The organism is Paraburkholderia sp. (assembly GCF_026225065.1).
Lineage (GTDB): Bacteria > Pseudomonadota > Gammaproteobacteria > Burkholderiales > Burkholderiaceae > Paraburkholderia.
The window spans coordinates 14,783-33,546 of sequence record NZ_JAMFSB010000025.1 but is presented as its reverse complement, the minus strand read 5'-3'; the positions used below and the strand labels follow the sequence as shown (position 1 = coordinate 33,546).

Sequence of the window (18,764 nt, the reverse complement as noted above, 5' to 3'; positions counted from 1 at the left end):
GCGCACACGAGTGCGCGATTGAAGTGATCCCTGGCCGCGCCGTATTGAAACAACTCGATATGGGCTTCTCCGAGCATCGCCTCGCAGCGCATCTCGCCCTCCCGATCCGGCGGCAGCTTGTGTTCGTTAGCAAGCCTGATTGCCCGCTCCGCCTGCCTGATGGCGTCACGGTTCGCATAGTGTTTCAACGAAAGCTCTGCAGACCTTTCGAGGTACGTCACGGCAGCAGGAATGTTCCGCGCGCGTTCCCAGTGGGATGCCAATGCCGCGAAGTGCGGTTCGAGGTCATGCGATTCGTTGCGTTCGACCCAGTCCGCTATATCGCGATGCAACTCCCGGCGCAGCGAGTACGGCAACAGTTCGTAGACAGCGTCTTGCACCAGGACGTGCTTGAAGCGGTAGCAGTCGCTCTCGTCACCTACCGGGTACACGACGTCTTCACGCTCAAGCACCCGTGCCAGGGCGATGAGATCGGCCGTGCCTTGCTCGCCAGGAAACAGATCACGTAGCATTTTTAGTGAAAACTCCTGCCCGATCACGGCAGCGATCTTCAACATGAGTTGTTCGGCAGCGCCGAGCGTATCGAGCCGGCTGACGATCACGCCGCGCAATCCCTCAGGCAACATGGCATTGGCTTCGCTCTCAGCCTCGGCGGAAAACGCCGCAACACGATCTGTCATCTCGAGATAACCGGAAACGTGAAGCGCCGCAACCACCTCTTCGGCATACAGCGGATTTCCCTCTGTGCGCCCCACTACGAAATCGACCAGCTCGTGCGTCGCCTCCGCCGCACCTAGACGGTCCGCGATCAATACGCCCAGGGCCGCTCGCGTAAGACCGGGTAAATAAATGCAGCGCGACTCGCGAACAACCTGATGCGCCTCGACAGCGGAGGAGTCGTCGAGCGGCCGTGTGGCGGCCAGCAGCATAAGGCCCGGCGGTCGCGCGATCGCGAGCTCCAGAAGCATCGCCGCGGATGCGCTGTCGAACCAGTGCAGATCATCGGCGATCAGCAATATGGGCGTGTCGCGCGATGAGCGCGAAACAAGCGCTGTAACGAGCATTCGCAAGCCCTCGGCTCGCGCGTGACCGACCATCTCCTGCGTGAGCTCCGTATCGGCGAGCTGGAACGGCATGACGTCGTTAAGGAGTGGCAACCATGACGTAAGGCTTTCGTCATCCGCAACAAGATTGGCAGCAGCACGGCTCGCCAGTGCCGGGTCGAACTTGCCTGTGCCGCAAAGCAGTTGAGCGAGGATGTGTCGCCAGACATAAAAAACCGACATCGATTCCAGCGCAAAGCCAGCGCTCCAGATGACTGAAGCCCCCCGCTCGCGCGCATTGGCGGCCATATCTGCAATGAGTCTTGTCTTGCCAAGGCCCGCCTCACCGCACAAAGCGATAGCGTCGCCGTGCCCTGCAATGACCCCATCGAGCGCAAGCGACAATTGTTGTGCTTCCATCTCGCGGCCGACCGATACGCCCGCGAACGAATGTCCCTCACTCGCCGCGCCTGCCCGCGGCTGCCAGACGGCGACAACTTCAGCGAAGCCCTTGGCCGAGACAGGGTCACACGCCTCGAATTGAAACTCGCGCGCAGCGCCATCGCGTGTTGGCTTGTCGCACAGTACGCGGCCATGCGCGGCGGTCATGAGCCGCGCGGCGCGGTTCACCACCCCTCCCGTCAGCCCCGCATGGCGGCGCTCGTTGCCGCCGCGGTCGGCGTAAAGAGCCAGTCCCGAAGTGATGCCCATGCTGAGTGGAATGCCGCGCTCGCGCATTGCGCCGGCAAGCGCCCGGCCGGCGGCCACCGCGCGAACTGCGTCATCTTCGTGCGCCATCCCCGGCAAACCGAATACCGAAAGTAGCGTGAGCCCTTTGTCATCCGCAGAAAGCTCGGTGAGGGCGCCGCCAAAACGTTCGTGTATTTTTTGCGTGCTCGCTACCGCAGCTTGCAGAAGGCCCAATGCATTGTCGCCGGAGTAATCGACGATGGACGGCCCGATGAATAGCGTGGTGATATTCCTGAACTCTCCGAACCAACGCCCGCCACCCACGCGTACGCGTTCAAGAAAGTGGTGCCCAAAAAACTTTTCCAGCGTGCCGGATGATGGACCGAGCTGCTCCAGCGGCGGCGGTAAAGGCGCCAACACGGCGGCGCCGCTTTCTTCCGTGATTGAAGCCGCGCCGCAAGGCAGCGCTCGGGCGACAAAATGCTCCCGCACCTTGTCCCACAACGATTCACATACCACGACCTCGTCTGCACTGCCCTTATGATTGGCGGCGGCCGCCTCGGCCACTGGACCGCCTGCGGTGAGGCTATACCACTTGCCACCAACGCCGCCGACAGTCAGATGCGTGAGTGTGCCCTCTGCGAGCGATACCCGTTGACGCATTTGCACACCGGTTTCCGCGATGATTTCGGGCAACGCACGTTGCATCTGCAGGCCACACTGCACGGCGAGCCGCACCGTCTCATCCGGTGTCGTGTCGTATTCCCATATCACCCGGATCGCGTCGCCGACGAAATCCAGAACGTCGCCACCGTGTGCGATCGAGATGCCGGTCATTCTTCCAAAGTACCGGTCAAGGATCGCCGACAAGCGTTCCGCGCCCGCGACCCCTTCGCGCGCAAATGTTTCGGTGAGCTCGGTAAAGCCCGCGATGTCCACCATCATCGCTACACCCTGGAACTCACGCGCACTCGGGATCTCGCACGTTCCCGCCGTCAACAGGTGTCGCGGTACGTAGCGAGAAAGCCCCGTCGGAATGAATGCGCTGGTCTCGCCCACCTCTCCCCTCCCGCAGACAATAAAATACCTACATTTACTTTACATGCATTGGTGGCATTGCGCTGGAAATCTGCGCTCGCCCAGCGTTTGCCTTCGCGGGCCGCGAACCGCATGGGTTGGACTGGTTGCAGCCGGATTATGGACGAATGCGAATTCGTTAAGTGTGTTGTATAACGACAGCGATGCGCCAATGGGCACTGCAGGTTCCGTCTTAGTTCATACGAATACAGGTACGAGACCCTTCATGCGCAGGCGCGGGTAAGGTTAACCGTTTCAAAAAAATTGAGGCCTATGCATATCATTTTCGTTGCGCCCGCCGGTCTGTTTCGCGAGGGCGTTGCGCGTCTGCTCACCGAACTCGCGCCACGCACTGAAGTGACATGTGTGGACTACCGGACGAGCGCTGTCGACAGCGGGTTGAGCGCCGATCTGCTGGTACTGGATGGCGAGCACGCAAGCGAAGCGCTTGAAGCGCTAGACGCGTTGCGTTGCAACATTCCGCTTTTGCCTGCCCTCGCGCTGCTGAACGAGATTGGTCAGAAGACGATCGACACTTTCATTGCGGCCGGTGTGACAGGATGTGTGAGCAAATCGGAGTCCGCCGGTGCGCTACTGGGCGCTCTGCGGATCGTGCTGGGCGGCGCCACGTACCTGCCGCCTGCGTTGCTCGCGTTCGCCAACAACATCGTTTCGCCTACCGCTGCGCAGGCATCGTCGCGCGCCGCCACGGCGTCTGCCGCCAACGGCGCTGTGCTGACGCCGCGCCAGATCGAAGTGCTGGCGCTCGCGGCACGCGGGGAATCGAACAAGTCGATCGCGCGGCAACTCAACATTGCGGAAGGAACCGTGAAAGTGCACCTGTACACGGTGTACAAGGCGTTGAAGGTCGGCAGCCGCGGCCAGGCCAGCATCGCGGCCGCACGGCTGGAGAAGGTCGGCGATGCGCAGCTTCATCATGCGCTCGACGCTCAGCTCACCATCAAGCGGTTGCTCTCGCACTTGTCCCCCAGCCACGTCAGACGAGGCGACGTCCTGTTCCACAAGAACGCGCCGAGCGATGCGCTCTACTATATTGTGCGTGGGACGATCGGTCTTCAGGAGATCGGAGTCGAAGTGGGCGCCGGCACCATACTGGGAGAAATTGGGCTGTTTTCCCCGGACCATCGCCGCACTTGCACGGCCGTCTGCAAGAGCGACTGCGAATTGCTGATGGTTTCGGCGACCGACGCCATGCGGATGTACTACCAGGATCCGGAGTTTGCCACCTACCTGGTCCGCCTCATCACGCGCCGGCTGGAGGCCGACAAATCGCGTCCTAAGCTCACCAGCTGAACCGGTAGCCCAACTGCCCGAACTCGGTGCGCCGATAGTCCCCGCCGATGTTGTGGGCGTACTTCACATCGGCGTACAGCTCCGAGCTTTCAGGCGTCGCACTCGAGGTTTTCGAGTCGATGCTCAAACCGGTCCTGAACACGCAGTGGGGAGAAATCAGTGGCCTGAAGTGGAAGCGTGTCCGACCCGGCGATCAAACGTTTCGCAGTGGCTCGAATCAGAATGCGATTCAGGAATTGATAGAAAAGCTGGAGTTGTCTCGCGTCTGAAGCCCGTGGCTCGAGATTGAACGCACTCTCGAGCACACGGCGCGACAGGTGGAAACGTTGAAGTCCATGGGCAATGCGAACCTGGAAGACGACGCCGTCGCCATTGTGCGGCACCGCTGCCCAACTGAGTACGTGGCTACTCATGGAGCCCCCCGTGAATCATGATCTTCAGATTAACATCTAGTTGATCCATACTCGCACACGGAAATGCCGGTGGATATTTTTCAAAATTGTGACGCTTGATGTTTTGGCATTTTTACCACGGCTGTGTGCTACCACATGGCAAACCGTCTATAGCCGGAGTAAATCAGGCTGCCAACGATTCGGGAGATAAAAATGTCTACAACCCAGGCGCTCCATGTGAACGCATTTAGAGCGCAGGTGAATACGTTTGCGCGCGTGCCTTCGACGTTGCGGACGCTGCAGTCAGGCATCGTCGTGCTTTGCCTGCTGGTTGCAGCCATTGGCTTCTTTACGTGGCACGCCTTTCATTCCATCGTGCAGACGATCGGCTACGAGTCCGAACCGTCGATCGTCGCAGCCGAGAATATCCGAGGTACGCTAAGCGATGCGCATACCGATTTCCTCAGGGCGTTTGTCAGCGAAGGCACAAACGGCAAAAGCATTAGCGATTACCGTGCGGCAATCGAGTTAGCGAACGATTACCTCGTCGCCGCGTCGCAGAACATTGCCTATGGTGACGCGGAACGTCAGCCGATCCTGCGCGCCCTCGACAACCTCTCCCTGTATCAGACGCTCGAAGGTTCGGCACTGGCTGACGGCGGCAATATCTACGACATACGCGCGGCCGACGACGTTATCCGGGAGCACATCATTCCAGCCGTGGACGATCTGGCGGCAGTCAATTTCGCTCATCTGGACAACGCCTACTCCGGCGGCCGGGCCGCCGCGCGGATATGGCTGATGGCGTTCTGCGCGGCCTCCATCGCCCTCGTGCTTCTGCTCCTCTACACGCAGCGGTATCTGCTCGCCACCTTCCGGCGCGTCATCAACCCATGGATCGCCGCCGGTACGGTAGCCCTGGCGCTATGCGCTATTGCATTTGGCGTATGCGGAACGAATTTTCTGTCGGTATCCGCATCGCCAAGGAAGACGCGTTCGACTCGGTGTTTGCTCTGTCACAGGCGAAAGCGTTGGCCTACAACGCCCACTCGCAGGAAAGTATCTACCTCCTTACCCGCGACAAGGACGAAAAGGCCGAACCAGCAGGCAATTTCCAGCGTTCAGCGACGACGCTGCTGACGCCAGGGCGTGCCGATATGAGCCAGTTATCGCCCGGTGCGCCCCGCCCTAAAAGCCTCGGACTGCTCAATGAGGAGTTGGACAATATCACCTTCGACGGCGAAGAACAGGCTGCACGCGCCACTGTTGCAGCGTGGCTCGACTACGCCCGGATCGATCACCGGATTCGGGATCTCGAGTCGTCTGGGCAACACAGCAACGCAGTCGCACTCGACCTGGGCACAACCGCGATGGAGTCCGAAGGAGCATTCGAGCGATTCGTGGCGACGTTAAACAAAACCACGGACATCAATCAGGATCAGTTCGACGCCGCGGTGGCGCGCGCCACGAACGAAGCGCGCCTGCTGTGGATCATCCTGATTCCGTTGCTGCTCGCGCCGCTTGTGGGATCGATGACCGGCATCCAGCAACGCCTCGCCGAGTTCCGGGAATAAACGACGTCGAAGAAGAACGAGGGTACCGCCAGTTGAAGCATGTCCACCGTGCCACGCGAATCAAGAGGAAACCGAATCATCGATGCAAGAGGTTCGGTGCAAAAGTTCGCAGGAAGAAAGCCAGCGTAACGCAGAAGGTCAACGCCAGGGTACCCGCCCGGATGATTCTGGGCGGCGCACGCCGGCCGATTTGCGCGCCGCCATAACCGCCGATGATCGCCGCGACCAGCATTACCAGCGTTTCGGGCCAACGTACCGCGTGAGCGATAATGAACGTAAGAACCGCAGTCGCGTTCGCCGCGCTGACGAGCAGGGTCCGCGGTGCGTTCAGGCTCTTGAGATCGCCGCCGTCAAACAGCCCCCACATCGCGATCATCATGATGCCGACCGCGCCGCCGAAGTAGCCGCCATAGATACCCAGCCCAAACTGAACCACCAGCACCACGGCCCCGGGAATGCGCCGGCGCCCACGCAGCGCTTCGCCGAAGCGCCGGCCAAAAGCCAACGCGACACTCGCGAACAGCAGCAACCAGGGTAATGCGAAAGAGAAGGCCGCGGACGTGGTGCGCAACAACAGCACCGCACCGGCCAATCCCCCACATAACGTCGCGATCAGCAGCGCGCGCACCGTCACTGCACCCACCGGCCCGATTCCGTCGCGATACGCCCAGGCACTGGCTACACCTCCGGGGAACAGCGCAACCGTACTCGAAGAGTTCGCCTGAACCGGTGGCACACCTGCGGCTATGAGCGCCGGCAGGCTGACGAACGAACCGCCGCCGGCCAGGCCATTCATTGCGCCAGCCAGTATTCCTGCGCCAAAGATGAGAAAATAGGTATACATGGACGCAATCCTAGCGGCCCGGCTGCATCCCCACAATCTGGCATTCCCTCTGCTGGACTTCGGCAAATCCGAAGGATGGCGATGCGGGCAACGAGGAGCCACAACGCATGCGTTTCGATCTGACCGACTTGCGGCTTTTCCTCGCGGTGGTAGAGCGTGGCAGCCTCACGCACGGGGCGCGGCTCATGCACCTGGCGCTGGCCTCGGTTAGCGAGCGCATCGCCGGCATGGAGACCGCCCTGGGCGCGCCACTGCTCGAACGTAACCGTCGTGGTGTGCGCGCGACGGCGGCGGGCGAGGCGCTCGTCCATCATGCCCGTCTGATCCTCGGCCAGGTGGAACAGATGCGCGGCGAGTTGCGCACCTATGCGACCGGTCTGAGGGGGCGCGTCAGGCTGCTGTCCAACACCGCCGCATTGGCCGCGTTTCTGCCGCAGCAACTCAACCGCTTCCTGGCAGCCTATCCGGACCTGTCGATCGATCTCGAAGAACGGCCTAGTGCGGAAATCGTCAAGACATTGGCGGAGGGTCGAGCAGATCTTGGCATCGTCGCCGACATCGCCGACCTCGCGGCCCTGCAGACGCATCTGATCGCGCACGATCAGCTCGTCGTCGTGGCGAATCGCACACACCGCGTTGTCACCGGGCTGCCCGTCGCTTTCGCGGAGATTCTCGACGAGGCTTTTGTTGGGCTCTCGGACGCTGCGCTGGAGACCCATCTGGCAGATCGCGCCTCGCGGCTCGGTGTTCAGCTCAACTATCGTATTCAGATGCGGAGTATTGAGAATGTGGCGATGCTGGTAGAAGCAGGCATCGGCATAGCGATTCTGTCTAATGCGTCGATCGAAACGTTGCATCGCCCGGGACTGGTGATCTCACCGCTTTCCGAATCGTGGGCCGCGAGGCGGCTTCATCTTTGCGCCCGCAATTTTGCCGCGCTGACGCCGCATGCTGCACTGCTCGCCCAGCAGTTGATCGATGGTGCCGCATAGCTGCTGCGGCCAACACCCTCTCTTCACCTTGAATGACCAGCCGGGGCTCGTCGGATCACCAACCGTAAAACCTCGGCCACTCCTCAATGGTCCCTTCCTCGAAGAGCGCCTGATACGCGGGGAAAGGCGATTCGAAACTCGCTGTCGGGCTAGCGATAGTTAATCACGTCGATGATGTCATTGAGGAACCACGGCAGAATCAATTGCGTGTCGGGATAGCTGACGCCGACGCTGAGCCTCGGCGGCGTTGAGGTGGAGTCGCCCGGCATCGCACGGTCGGGTGTATGCAAAATGTAGCTATCCGTGTCGGCCGGACCCGGCCGGATGGTCTGACTATCCACGGGCGCCGACGTCGAGGCGCAGCCGGTGGTGAGCACGACGAGGACCGCTGCGAAGCAAAAGGGCTTCATGATGGTGTGAACTCCGGCAATATCACTTCGATAGTATGGCCGATGACGACGCCCGCTTCATCCCCTCACACTCACGCCTAAGTGAACCTCGCCATCTAGCGCCGGCCACTCGTCACCTCGCACAGGCACTCGGCAAACTCTGCCGCCGCGGCCTGCTCATGGCGGCCGCTACGCTCGACCAGCCCGATCTCGCGAGAAAACACGTCGTCATCGCCAAGCGGCAATGCGGCCACCGTGTCCGGCATGTACAGCCCGGCCGCCTGCGGCACAATCGCGACACCAACGCCCTGCGCCACTAACCCGACTATGCCTTGCAATTCGTCGAGCTCAACGACGTCATGCACCGTCACACGAATTCTTCGTAGAAAGCGGTCCACCTGGCGGCCGCCGAACGAATTGCGATCGTAGCGAATGAAGGGTTCGGATTTGAGCAACGAGCGCCATGGCTGACCGACCAGTTCACGCGGCACGAGCAAGGCGAACGGTTCCAGAGTCAGCGTGCGCCACTTCAATTCCGCCGGCAGCGCGAACGGCGGTTTGATGATCACCGCCACATCCACCTCCCCCGAATCCACCTGAGCCAGCAGGTTCAGCGACACGCCCGGAATGACACGAATGCGCCAACCCGGCGAATCCTTCCGAAAGCGTTGAATGGCGCTGACCAGAAACGAACCTTGCGCCGACGCAATCGCCCCCACGCGCAGCAAGCCCGACTGCTCCGCCACACCGCCGCGGTCGGCCAACCGCGCATACACCGAGAGCAGCTCTTCGGCCACCTCAACCGTATGTTTGCCGGCCGCATTGAGCGTCGCCGAGCGGCCGGTCCGCTCGAACAACGGATAGCCCAGATCCTCCTCCAGACGCTGGATCTACGCGCTCACCGCCGATTGCGTCAGCCCGATATGCGAGCCGGCGCTCGCGAAAGTGCCGTAACGCACGACAGCCAAGAAGGTTTTGAGCTCTCGCATCATGATGGGATTGATCGATTTTATTGTTGCTGAGGACAAAAATATATCGCTATTCCACTATTTCTGTCATCTCTAGACTGCTTTATGTGGCACCACATTGAACTATCTGAGGATCCCAACATGAGCGACACCACGACAGCCGTGCCCCCGTTTCACCTCGCCTTCCCGGTTCACAGCATCGCCGCTGCACGCGAGTTCTATGGCGACCTCCTGGGTTGCCCCGAGGGCCGCAGCTCGGAAGACTGGGTGGATTTCAACTTCTACGGCCATCAGATCGTGGCCCATCTCGCGCCAGACGAAGTCGGCCATCGCCAGACGAGCGCCGTGGACGACCACGCGGTCCCGGTCCGCCATTTCGGCGTTGTGCTGCCCATGGACCAATGGCACGCGGCAGCGAAAAAGCTCACGGACGCCGGCACGCAATTCATCATCGAACCGTACATCCGTTTCAAGGGCGAAGTGGGCGAGCAGGCCACGATGTTCTTCCTCGATCCGTCGGGCAACGCGCTCGAACTGAAGGCGTTCGCAAACATCGAATCGTTGTTCGCCAAGTAAGCGAACAAACAGCAGCCGTTCTCCCCCTTACAGGCTTGAGACCGTCTGCTGCACCGCAGACGAATAAAGGAGTGCTAACGTGATCGCCGCGATACCCGTCAATGGCGAAGCAGAAAGCATCGCGTCCGATGCGGCCGCATGGACGCTCCATGCTTCGGGCGAGCGTCTGCTGATCATCGAACTGCATGCCGGGGACCGCGTCGCAGCGAACCGACGGGCGCGCGATTTCGCCGCACGCATTGCGGCGGAAAATCTGTCGTACGTGACCGGTATCGTCCCGGCCATGACGACCGTCGGCATTCACTACGCGCCGCATTTGGTACGGCTGGACAACACCAGCCAGGCGCCCTATGACGCCCTTGTCGAAGTGCTGACCGGTTTGTTGAAAACAGTCGGCGCCACACAAGACACAGCACCACGCGTAGTCGAGATCCCTGTTTGCTACGGCGGCGAACATGGGCCGGATCTCGGCGAAGTGGCTCACGCGTGTGGCCTCTCCGAGCACAAGGTCATCGAGCTTCACAGCGGAGCGCTCGTAGATGTGATGATGCTCGGCTTCGCACCGGGGCATCCCTACCTTGGCATGCTCGACGCCAGACTGAGTCCGGCGCGGCGCGCGACACCCCGCACCGCCGTCGCCCCTGGTTCGATCGGTCTCGCCAACCGGCAATCCGTTATCTACCCGCTGACGCTGCCCGGCGGCTGGAATCTGATCGGACGGACACCGCTTGCGCTGTTCGACCCGGTGCGAGAGGCACCTTGCCTCGTCAACGCGGGTGACCAGGTTCGCTTTGTACCGATCACACCTGAGCAGTTCGAAACCATCCGTCAAAATACCGGAGCGGCACGATGAGCCTCGAAGTCATCAAGCCCGGTGCGCTGAGCACCTTTCAGGATCTCGGTCGTCCGGCTTATCGGCATCTCGGCATCCCCGTCAACGGAGTGATGGACGAACGCGCGCATCGGCTCGCCAATGCGCTGGTCGGCAATCTGCCGTCTAACGCGACGCTCGAGATTACGTTGATGGGTCCGACGCTCCGGTTTCACGAAGAGGCGGTGATCGCCATAAGTGGCGCCGACCTCGGTGCTCTATTGAATGGCGAGCCTCTTCCCATCGATCACATGGTTGCCGTTTCCAGGGGAAGCGACCTTTCGTTCGGCAAGCGCAGCTTTGGCACCCGTGCCTACCTTGCGGTGCGCGGTGGGTTCAGCTTCGAACCGGTGATGGGCAGCGCCAGCACCTACACGCGCGGCGCGTATGGCGGCCATGCAGGACGTCCATTGAAAAAGGGGGATGTGCTTCCTCTGAGTCCGTTGACGCCGTCCAGCAAGCTGGCGAAGCTGTCGCAAGCGGCACGAAGCCTGAGCCAGGCATTCGACGATCAGGTTGCGTTGCCGCAGGATGCGCCTATAAGGGTGGTCCGCGGTCGTGAGTGGTCCTACTTTTCGTCACGCGCGCAACAGGCGCTCGAGGCGCAACCGTATCGGATCTCGCCGCAGTCGGACCGGATGGGCTATCGCCTCGAAGGCGAGAAACTCGAGTTGACGGCGCCGCGCGAAGTGATATCGGAAGCGGTCGATTTCGGTTCGATTCAGGTTCCCTCCGACGGCCAGCCAATCATTCTGATGGCGGACCGCCAGACCACCGGCGGCTATCCGAAGATCGGCCATGTTTGTGCAGTCGATCTGCCGCGTCTCGCACAAAAGATGCCCGGCGAGACCATCCGCCTCACGCTCGTCGATCTGGGTACCGCCCAGCGACTCATGTTGTCCCAGCAAAGAAGCTTCGCGGCGCTGGAGCAACTTTGCGTGGCGTCAAGCTGACTACCCCCCACACTGGAACCGATGACCATGCCGAACGCCTCAACTGCACACTTCGAAACGGACGCGACGCTTTCCGCATCGGCGACGAGGAGTGCCGCTCGCAAGGCCGCACTTGCCGCTGCCGCCGGAACGGCGATCGAGTATTACGAGTTCGGCGTTTATGGATACATGGCATCCATCATCGGCCCGCTGTTCTTTCCCGCGGGCAACGCCACGGCCGCCCTGCTCTCGGTGCTGGCGATCTTCGGTACGGCCTTTCTGATGCGCCCGGTCGGCGGTATCGTACTGGGGCGCCTTGGCGACAAGGTAGGACGCCGTAGCGTCCTGATCGTGACGGTGATCGGTATGGGTGTCGCCACCGGAGCGGTGGGTGTGCTGCCCACTGCATCCCTTGTGGGGGGACTTGCTCCCGTCGCACTCCTGATGGTCCGTCTGGCGCAGGGCTTTTTCGCCGGGGCTGAAGTGACCGGCGCCGCAGCCTACGTGGCGGAATGCGCGCCGCGCGGCCGGCGCGGCTTCTATGGCGCGGCGACGCCGGTGGGTGTAGCGATCGGCGGCGCGCTCGCCGCAGCCGTATGCGGCTTGACGAGCGGTTTCCTGAGCAGCGCGCAGTTGCACGACTGGGGCTGGCGCATTCCGTTTCTGATGGCGCTCCCGCTCGTGCTGGTTTCGGCTTACGTGCGCAAACGCATCGAGGAATCGGCCGTGTTCAGGAAAACCATCGAACAGAGCAAGCCGGTCAAAGCCCCGCTTAAAGAAGTCTTCACGCACCACCGCGCGGCGTTGCTCAAGGTCTTTCTGATCTCGTTTGGACAGAATGCCGGGTACTGGGTGGGCTTTGTGTTCATGAATATCTACATGATCACGTATCTCAAGTACGACAAGACCAGCGTGTATTGGCTCATGTCCGCGGTCAGCCTCTCGATGGCCGTGATGATGCCCGTGTGGGGTGGACTGTCCGACCGCATCGGTCGCCGCAAGGTGCTGGCGATCGGCTTTGCAGCGTATATCGTGCTGGTCTTTCCGATGATGATGCTGATGAACCACCAGAACATCGGCCTCGCGTTCCTCGCGATGTTTATCGTGGCGCTGCCGATGCCGATCGTGCAATCGGTCGGGTACCCGACCTACGCGGAGCAGTTTCCGACCCGCGTCCGTTACACCGGCACCGCGTTCAGCTTTAACTTCGGCGCGATGCTCGGCGGCGGCGTGACGCCCTACATCGCCACCGCGCTGATCGGCTCAACCGGCAACCTGCTGAGCCCGGCGTTCCTGCTGGTCGCGGCTGCATCGATCGGACTTTTGACGCTCACCAAGACTCGCGAAACTGCAGCGGAATCATTGCAGTAGTGCAATCGGATCGAGAGTGAGTTCATGGATCATCTCAAGCACAATCCGCCTGAAAGCTCGCCGCCGCTCGCATGGGCGCTGACTCCGCAAGGCGCACGCGCAGGAATCCGTGCGGGTTTCAATGGCAACACGAGCGGCATGGCGCCGGGCTACGCGCAAGGCAATCTGGTCATCTTGCCTCAGTCGTGGGCGGAGGACTTCGTGGGCTACTGCCGGGCCAATCCCACGCCCTGCCCGCTGATCGGCATGACCCAGGCCGGCACGAGCCTCGTCCCCATGCTGGGCGATAACGTCGACCTGCGCACCGACCTGCCGCGCTACCGGGTGTGGCGCGATGGCGTGCTCGCAGAAGAGCTCGATGACATCTCTGCCCTCTGGCAGGACGATTTCGTCGGCTTTGTGCTTGGCTGCTCGCTGTCATTCGAGCATGCACTGGAAGTGGCCGGTTTGCGCGTACGCCATGTCGACGAGGGCAAGGTCGTCCCTATGTATCGCACGTCGATCCAGACAAAACCTGTTGGACGGTTTCGCGGCCCGATGATCGTGTCGATGCGGCCGTACACGCCGCAGGACGCAGCGATTGCTCATGAGGTATGCGCCAGGCTGCCCGGCGCACATGGTGTACCCGTCCACATGGGCGACCCCGCGGCGATAGGAATCCGGGACGTAACCGTTCCGGACGAGGGCGAACCCACCGAGATCCTCGAGGGTGAGCAGCCCGTGTTCTGGGGCTGTGGCGTGACGCCGCAGGCCGCGACCATCGAGGCGCGGCCCCCGATTTGCATTACGCACGCACCGGGCTACATGCTGGTCTGCGATGTGCGTGTGGAAGACCTCGTTCTTCTTTAGGAAGCCTTTGCTTGAGGCGTGACATCTAGCGAACGTTGCTCTTCGTCCGCGTCGGTCCATTCGTCGCCAAACAGCTCTGGCTTCGCATAAGCCTGCAACGCAGCGTAATGCTCGTCGCAGTCGTCACAGAACATGCGCGCGACGATGCCTTGTGCGAGCCGCTCTGCTCCGATGCTCACCGCCGGAATATCGCCCGACAACTTGCCCTGACTCGCGACCGCAGAGTAGTTGAACAGGTGAATGCGTCCAACCGCTGGACAACTTCCCTCGACCTTTTCCTGACACTCGAACGCAGAACCGAGGTAAGGCGAATTGGCCAGTTCACGGTTCGGTCCTTCCTGCGACGCGTCGAACGCATCTTTCCAGAGCCGGATGTTGTCGGCAACCGGCGCAAGTTCCGGGCGAACCAGCAGGTCCGTTGTGAAACCCGTGGCGAAGATGATGAAGTCGAGCGCATAGCGGCCGTGCGGTGTCTGGACCACCAACTCGTTGCCCTCCTCGATCACGTCTTCAACCGGGCTGCCTAGATGAAAATACGCCTGCTCGTAGCGCGAGACCCGCAGCGTGCTGCTGCGCGGAGGTGGGGTCTGGGTCGCCATCGCATAGCTATTGAAGCGCCATTTCCAGGCGTCGGGTAGCAGCGCGAAGCCGTGCGCGAGACCCGGACTGGAGACACCGGTCAGCTTGTTGATCCGCGGCAGGTCTTTACGCCGGATAAACATGTCGAGCCGCGCGGCACCTGCCTCCAACGCGGTCGCTGCGTTGTCCATTGCGGAAGCGCCCGCGCCTACCACGGCCACGCGTTTGTCACGCAACGCGGCGAAGTCGATTTCGTCGGCGGAGTGTGCCCAACGCTGCCTGTTCAATTTTTTCGCCATCGCCGGCACCTGCGGCTGCCCGCCGCCATCGCGACCGGTGGCAAGCACGACATGGCGCGCCAACACGCGTTCTTCGCCGGCGGGTGTCGCTAATATCACTTCGAGTACGCTGTCCGCGGGCGTTGCAGGCCGAATTGCGAGCACCGTCGTCTTGCTTTCGATTTCGAGGCCCAGCACGCGTCTGTACCAGACCAGGTAATCCATCCATTGCACGCGCGGAATCTTGTCGAGCGCTTGCCATGCATCTGTGCCGAACTGCGCCTCGTACCACGCCCGAAACGTCAGCGACGGCAAGCCGAGACACGGGCCAGTCAGATCTTTAGGCGAACGCAGAGTTTCCATGCGCGCAAAAGTGATCCACGGTCCTTCCGTGCCCAACGGCGCCTTGTCGACAATGCGCATGTTGTCGACGCCGAGCAGCTTCAGCGCGCCCGCCGCGGCAAGGCCACACATGCCGCCGCCTACGATCAGGACATCGGTCACGGCACCCCCGTCGATCGTCCTGCGCGGCGACCAGCCTGCAGGCGGCAGGCACAGCCACTGCAGATCTTGCGCGAGCCGCGCCTCCAGATCATCGAGCGAGGCAAGGCGGGTCGAAACGGATTCACGCATGACCGGCTCCCGCCTCGCCGCCATCCCGCTGGTCGGGAAGAATGGGCGCGCCAAGCGTTTGCATCAGACGGTTCGCCCACGCAAAAATAGCCACGGCGTGCGAGTAGTCGAGTATCTCGCCATTGCTCATGCCTAGCGAGCGAAGCCGCGTCACATCGTCCACATCGAACCCGCCGGACTCGAGCGTCAGCCGCCTTGCGTAGCGCAACAGTTCTCGCTCCCGCTCGTTTGCGCCGCCGTTGAGAGGATCGGCAAATACGCGTGTGACGAGGTCAGACTCCTTGGTCAGCTGATTCAGTCTTTGTGCATGCACGGATGCGCAATACGGGCAGCCGTTTAACGTGGACACAACCAGCGCCCCCAATTCCCGGTCGGCGCGCGACAGGCCGCCTGGCGCGTACATAATGGCGTTATAGGTGCCGCTACGTTGCCGCAGTACTGCCGGATTGTGAACGAGCGTCAGGTAATAAGGTGAAGTCCGGGCCGTCGGGCCGCTTTCGTCTAGCACCGCAAGCTGATCGCGCGTAGCCGTGGCGAGATCCACCGGCATGAGCCACGACACCCATTCGATCGGCTCGGCGGTAAAACCGCTATGACGAGCGAAATTCGCAGGGTTGCTCTTCGTGGTCGCCGCGGCACGTTCGACGCCGGCAAGCGCACGCACCGTGAGAATCAGGCGTGCCTGAAACGACACATAGCCGATCAGTTGCGAAAGCGTGACGATTTCGTACTCCGTCATACCCACCGCGTGCAGGGCATCCAGCGCGGCTTGATCACAGGATGCCGGTGCAGTCGTCACGCGCATGGTGTGTTCAAACGCCGCATTTTCCACCGCTTGCGCTTTGGCATCCTTTTTCAGCGGGCCGATGCTCTCCAGAGCGTCAAGGTAAAAATGCGCCAGTCCCGCCTCCTCGGTCAGCGCTGCGACCTTGGCGGCACATGAGAAGCGTAGACGCAAACCGAAGTTGCCAGGTTCGTCGACAAACAAGGCATCAAACGTGGCCTGGATAAAGGCGACGATCTTCGGCCGATGTTGCCGGATGTCCCGCGCGATCTGAGGATTCGCCGGATCAGCGATCTGATCGACGACATCGCCTTCTGGATGGTTGTGACTCACACTAAACTCCTTTTAACCTTGCTTCTGATCTGACTCTTACACGGGCCATCACAACTCAAGCGTCCCAAGTTGGGCCGTCGCAGACTCACCCGGTGAAGGACGCTTCATAAAGATGACCGATACAAGCCCGAGCGTCAGTCCAATCATCACGTAGAACACCGGCGCCAACGGCGAGCCCGTCAGCTTGATCAATCCGGTCACGAAAAACTGCGCAAAGCCGCCGAAAATCAGCACTGCCACGTTGTTGACGATCGCGAGAGACGTGGCTCTCGTGCGTACCGGATACAGTTCTGCAAGCGTCGTGCAATAGACGCCGAGGAAGGTGGCACTAAACACACCCGCGATCACCTGAGTCAGCAGCAGCCGCTCGATTGAGGGAGCCGCCGTCACCCACGCGTACAGCGGATACAAGGTCACGAGATAGGCCCCCAGCGACGCCAGCAGCAGCCGTTTCCTGTCGAAGCGGTCAGACGCTGCGCCTGCGATGGGCACCACGATCAGCATGACGATTGCTGCGATCATCTGCACCATGAAACTTTGTGCAAGCGGCAAGTGCAGCACCTGCTTCGCGTAGGTCACGGTATAGCCGAACGTGACATAAAACGATACCGCGCTGGCGACCACCATGCCCATGCCGATCAGGTATCTCGCGCCGTGCTGTTTCAGACCGGCTCCCATGGTGGTCGAGCGCGTCTTCGCGCGGCTGAGTACCTGGGTGAAAACGCTCGACTCCATCACACTGCGGCGCATATAGAGGGCAATCGGCACGATCACGAGACCGACCGCGAAGGGAATGCGCCAGGCGCCGGCCGCCTGTTGTTCCGGAGTAAATACCTGCGTGATCAGCATGCCGAGCGCGGCACCCAGAACCTGTGCCATCAATTGCCCGGTGATCTGCCACGAGCCGAAAAAGCCGGTCCGGCCAGGCGGCGCCAGTTCAATCAGGAACGCGGTCGAGGTGCCGAATTCACCACCGACCGAAAATCCCTGCAACAGACGCGCAATCAGCACGATTAGCGGTGCGGCGACACCCGCGCTTGCGTATGTGGGCGCGAAGGTAATCATCAGGACGGAGACGGCCATGATAAACATGCCGAGCGTCATCGCCGCCTTGCGACCCCGGCGGTCGCCGTAGAGCCCCAGCACAATGCCGCCGACTGGTCGCATGAAAAAGCCCGCACCGAACAGTGCCGTCGTAAGCAGGATGGCATTGAGTTCACTTCCCGGTATGGCCGAATTGACCGGGAAAAACAGCTTGCTGATCACCGGCGTCATCACCGCGAACACGGTGAAGTCGTACCACTCCATCGCGTTGCCCAACACTGCAGCGACGACACCACGTCTACTGGTCGATCGCGATTCCATCGGTTCGTTCCTTGCTGTGATTTGCGTAGAAGGCGCTAGCGTGCCCGCTCCGTTGACTATTTTGCCTTGAAACGAGGCCTTTTAGCGAAAGTCTATCGACAGGAAGGGGGAAGAAAAAATTGAACGGACAGAAAAACTCCATGCATCTCGCCCGGCGGGTAGACTTGCGTATATCCGCATACACTTCGTATACTTAACATATAACTTCAGTGAGAGCGCGTGAACACTAACTCCACCTCCAGTCCCGAGAAGCTCGGCGAACTGGCCTATCAGACGCTGCGTCGCATGATCCTCGACAAGGCGTTGCGCAGCGGTGGTCCGGTCGTCGAAGGTCGGCTTGCCGAGGAACTCAATATCTCCCGCACACCGATGCGCGAAGCGCTGCTGCGCCTCGAAGGCGAAGGCCTGCTGGCCCGCGCCGGCGCGCGCTCCTACTCGGTGCGCTTTGTCAGCGCACAGGAATACTTTCAGGCCATGAAAGTGCGCGAACTGCTCGAAGCGGAGGCTATCGGGCTAGCAATCGGCAAGATCGACAAGAAGCTCGTGCATCAGTTGGTGAAGAAGATCAAGTCGCTCAGCAGCGGCCAGCAGGAACAGGCCCACTGGCAGCTCGACGATCAGGTGCATACGATGATGGCACGTGCGAGCGGCAACGATGTGCTCGCCCACATGATCGATCTGGTGCGCACGAACAGCCGCCTGTTCGAACTGGTCACGCCCTTCAACCGTATCGAGGAAGATCGCGCCGAACATCTGGCAATTCTCGAGGCGTATCTGGCGGACGACGCGGAAGCAGCGCGTACCGCCGTGCGCACGCATCTGCAGAACCTGCGCCGTTTCGTGCTCGACCGGCTCGCCGAGGGCACGTATAGCTGAGGTGCGAGGCAACCGCGGGATGCTTCATACGAGG

Annotated in this window: 17 protein-coding genes and 1 pseudogene; 10 read left to right on the top strand and 8 right to left on the bottom strand. The window is 61.3% G+C overall.

Features of this window, described 5'->3' with window-relative positions; genetic code table 11:
* Positions 1 to 2,792, bottom strand: a 2,792-nt coding sequence (locus M0954_RS01820; protein ID WP_297351310.1) for an AAA family ATPase, incomplete at its 3' end; no start/stop codon positions are given.
* Positions 2,793 to 3,083: 291 nt separating this feature from the next.
* Here M0954_RS01820 and M0954_RS01815 point away from each other — a divergent pair.
* Positions 3,084 to 4,124, top strand: coding sequence for a LuxR C-terminal-related transcriptional regulator (locus tag M0954_RS01815; protein ID WP_297351308.1), 1,041 nt, complete (start codon positions 3,084 to 3,086; stop codon positions 4,122 to 4,124).
* A gap of 89 nt (positions 4,125 to 4,213) precedes the next feature.
* Here M0954_RS01815 and M0954_RS01810 read toward each other — a convergent pair whose 3' ends face one another.
* On the bottom strand, positions 4,214 to 4,537 hold the full coding sequence (locus M0954_RS01810) for a hypothetical protein (protein ID WP_297351306.1): 324 nt from the start codon (positions 4,535 to 4,537) through the stop codon (positions 4,214 to 4,216).
* A 354-nt stretch (positions 4,538 to 4,891) separates the two neighbouring features.
* On the opposite strand from M0954_RS01810, the gene M0954_RS01805 reads away from it, so the two are divergent.
* Both M0954_RS01805 and M0954_RS01800 read left to right on the top strand, forming a co-directional pair.
* Positions 4,892 to 5,656 carry a hypothetical protein gene (locus M0954_RS01805; protein WP_297351304.1) on the top strand — a complete coding sequence of 255 codons (765 nt, stop codon included), beginning with the start codon at positions 4,892 to 4,894 and terminating at the stop codon, positions 5,654 to 5,656.
* Positions 5,657 to 5,673: 17 nt separating this feature from the next.
* Positions 5,674 to 6,090, top strand: coding sequence for a hypothetical protein (locus M0954_RS01800; protein WP_297351302.1), 417 nt, complete (start codon positions 5,674 to 5,676; stop codon positions 6,088 to 6,090).
* A gap of 76 nt (positions 6,091 to 6,166) precedes the next feature.
* Here M0954_RS01800 and M0954_RS01795 read toward each other — a convergent pair whose 3' ends face one another.
* A complete protein-coding gene (locus tag M0954_RS01795) occupies positions 6,167 to 6,934 on the bottom strand; it encodes a sulfite exporter TauE/SafE family protein (RefSeq protein WP_297351300.1) in 768 nt (255 codons plus the stop codon).
* A gap of 107 nt (positions 6,935 to 7,041) precedes the next feature.
* Here M0954_RS01795 and M0954_RS01790 point away from each other — a divergent pair, with 107 nt between their 5' ends.
* On the top strand, positions 7,042 to 7,926 hold the full coding sequence (locus M0954_RS01790; protein WP_122156421.1) for a LysR family transcriptional regulator: 885 nt from the start codon (positions 7,042 to 7,044) through the stop codon (positions 7,924 to 7,926).
* Between the two features lie 149 nt (positions 7,927 to 8,075).
* On the opposite strand, the gene M0954_RS01785 is transcribed toward M0954_RS01790, so the two are convergent.
* Both M0954_RS01785 and M0954_RS01780 read right to left on the bottom strand, forming a co-directional pair.
* The gene (locus tag M0954_RS01785; RefSeq protein WP_297351298.1) at positions 8,076 to 8,336 is read right to left on the bottom strand and encodes a hypothetical protein; all 261 of its coding nucleotides are present in this window, start codon (positions 8,334 to 8,336) and stop codon (positions 8,076 to 8,078) included.
* Positions 8,337 to 8,431: 95 nt separating this feature from the next.
* Positions 8,432 to 9,307, bottom strand: a pseudogene (locus M0954_RS01780) (LysR family transcriptional regulator).
* A 117-nt stretch (positions 9,308 to 9,424) separates the two neighbouring features.
* On the opposite strand from M0954_RS01780, the gene M0954_RS01775 reads away from it, so the two are divergent.
* The 5 genes from M0954_RS01775 to M0954_RS01755 all read left to right on the top strand — a co-directional run bounded on the left by M0954_RS01775 (position 9,425) and on the right by M0954_RS01755 (position 13,882).
* Positions 9,425 to 9,859, top strand: coding sequence for a VOC family protein (locus M0954_RS01775; protein WP_122156424.1), 435 nt, complete (start codon positions 9,425 to 9,427; stop codon positions 9,857 to 9,859).
* 79 nt (positions 9,860 to 9,938) lie between these two features.
* On the top strand, positions 9,939 to 10,712 hold the full coding sequence (gene pxpB / locus M0954_RS01770) for a 5-oxoprolinase subunit PxpB (RefSeq protein WP_297351296.1): 774 nt from the start codon (positions 9,939 to 9,941) through the stop codon (positions 10,710 to 10,712).
* On the top strand, positions 10,709 to 11,683 hold the full coding sequence (locus M0954_RS01765) for a biotin-dependent carboxyltransferase family protein (RefSeq protein WP_123386027.1): 975 nt from the start codon (positions 10,709 to 10,711) through the stop codon (positions 11,681 to 11,683). The genes pxpB and M0954_RS01765 overlap by 4 nt, the downstream gene beginning before the upstream one ends.
* Positions 11,684 to 11,710: 27 nt before the next feature.
* Complete coding sequence (locus tag M0954_RS01760; RefSeq protein ID WP_297351294.1) at positions 11,711 to 13,033, top strand: MFS transporter; 1,323 nt, start codon at positions 11,711 to 11,713, stop codon at positions 13,031 to 13,033.
* A gap of 24 nt (positions 13,034 to 13,057) precedes the next feature.
* On the top strand, positions 13,058 to 13,882 hold the full coding sequence (locus M0954_RS01755) for a putative hydro-lyase (RefSeq protein ID WP_123386028.1): 825 nt from the start codon (positions 13,058 to 13,060) through the stop codon (positions 13,880 to 13,882).
* On the opposite strand, the gene M0954_RS01750 is transcribed toward M0954_RS01755, so the two are convergent.
* The 3 genes from M0954_RS01750 to M0954_RS01740 are packed head-to-tail and all read right to left on the bottom strand — an operon-like array spanning position 13,879 to position 17,854.
* Positions 13,879 to 15,372, bottom strand: a complete 1,494-nt coding sequence (locus tag M0954_RS01750; RefSeq protein WP_122156427.1) for an NAD(P)/FAD-dependent oxidoreductase — start codon at positions 15,370 to 15,372, stop codon at positions 13,879 to 13,881. The two genes, M0954_RS01755 and M0954_RS01750, sit on opposite strands and share 4 nt — an antisense overlap.
* A complete protein-coding gene (locus tag M0954_RS01745; protein ID WP_297351292.1) occupies positions 15,365 to 16,489 on the bottom strand; it encodes a peroxidase-related enzyme in 1,125 nt (374 codons plus the stop codon). The genes M0954_RS01750 and M0954_RS01745 overlap by 8 nt, the downstream gene beginning before the upstream one ends.
* A gap of 48 nt (positions 16,490 to 16,537) precedes the next feature.
* Positions 16,538 to 17,854, bottom strand: a complete 1,317-nt coding sequence (locus M0954_RS01740) for an MFS transporter (RefSeq protein ID WP_297351290.1) — start codon at positions 17,852 to 17,854, stop codon at positions 16,538 to 16,540.
* Positions 17,855 to 18,073: 219 nt separating this feature from the next.
* Between M0954_RS01740 and M0954_RS01735 the strand changes: the two genes are divergently transcribed.
* Positions 18,074 to 18,730: a GntR family transcriptional regulator gene (locus tag M0954_RS01735; RefSeq protein ID WP_123386030.1), complete on the top strand. Its 657-nt coding sequence runs from the start codon at positions 18,074 to 18,076 to the stop codon at positions 18,728 to 18,730.
* Positions 18,731 to 18,764: the final 34 nt, after the last annotated feature.

Bases quoted from the DNA above. Each gene is read 5' to 3' on its own strand.
- M0954_RS01815 (WP_297351308.1), top strand. From the start codon at position 3,084: ATGCATATCATTTTCGTTGCGCCCGCCGGTCTGTTTCGCGAGGGCGTT.
- M0954_RS01810 (WP_297351306.1), bottom strand. From the start codon at position 4,537: ATGAGTAGCCACGTACTCAGTTGGGCAGCGGTGCCGCACAATGGCGAC.
- M0954_RS01800 (WP_297351302.1), top strand. From the start codon at position 5,674: ATGAGCCAGTTATCGCCCGGTGCGCCCCGCCCTAAAAGCCTCGGACTG.
- M0954_RS01795 (WP_297351300.1), bottom strand. From the start codon at position 6,934: ATGTATACCTATTTTCTCATCTTTGGCGCAGGAATACTGGCTGGCGCA.
- M0954_RS01790 (WP_122156421.1), top strand. From the start codon at position 7,042: ATGCGTTTCGATCTGACCGACTTGCGGCTTTTCCTCGCGGTGGTAGAG.
- M0954_RS01785 (WP_297351298.1), bottom strand. From the start codon at position 8,336: ATGAAGCCCTTTTGCTTCGCAGCGGTCCTCGTCGTGCTCACCACCGGC.
- M0954_RS01775 (WP_122156424.1), top strand. From the start codon at position 9,425: ATGAGCGACACCACGACAGCCGTGCCCCCGTTTCACCTCGCCTTCCCG.
- M0954_RS01765 (WP_123386027.1), top strand. From the start codon at position 10,709: ATGAGCCTCGAAGTCATCAAGCCCGGTGCGCTGAGCACCTTTCAGGAT.
- M0954_RS01760 (WP_297351294.1), top strand. From the start codon at position 11,711: ATGCCGAACGCCTCAACTGCACACTTCGAAACGGACGCGACGCTTTCC.
- M0954_RS01755 (WP_123386028.1), top strand. From the start codon at position 13,058: ATGGATCATCTCAAGCACAATCCGCCTGAAAGCTCGCCGCCGCTCGCA.
- M0954_RS01750 (WP_122156427.1), bottom strand. From the start codon at position 15,372: ATGCGTGAATCCGTTTCGACCCGCCTTGCCTCGCTCGATGATCTGGAG.
- M0954_RS01740 (WP_297351290.1), bottom strand. From the start codon at position 17,854: ATGGAATCGCGATCGACCAGTAGACGTGGTGTCGTCGCTGCAGTGTTG.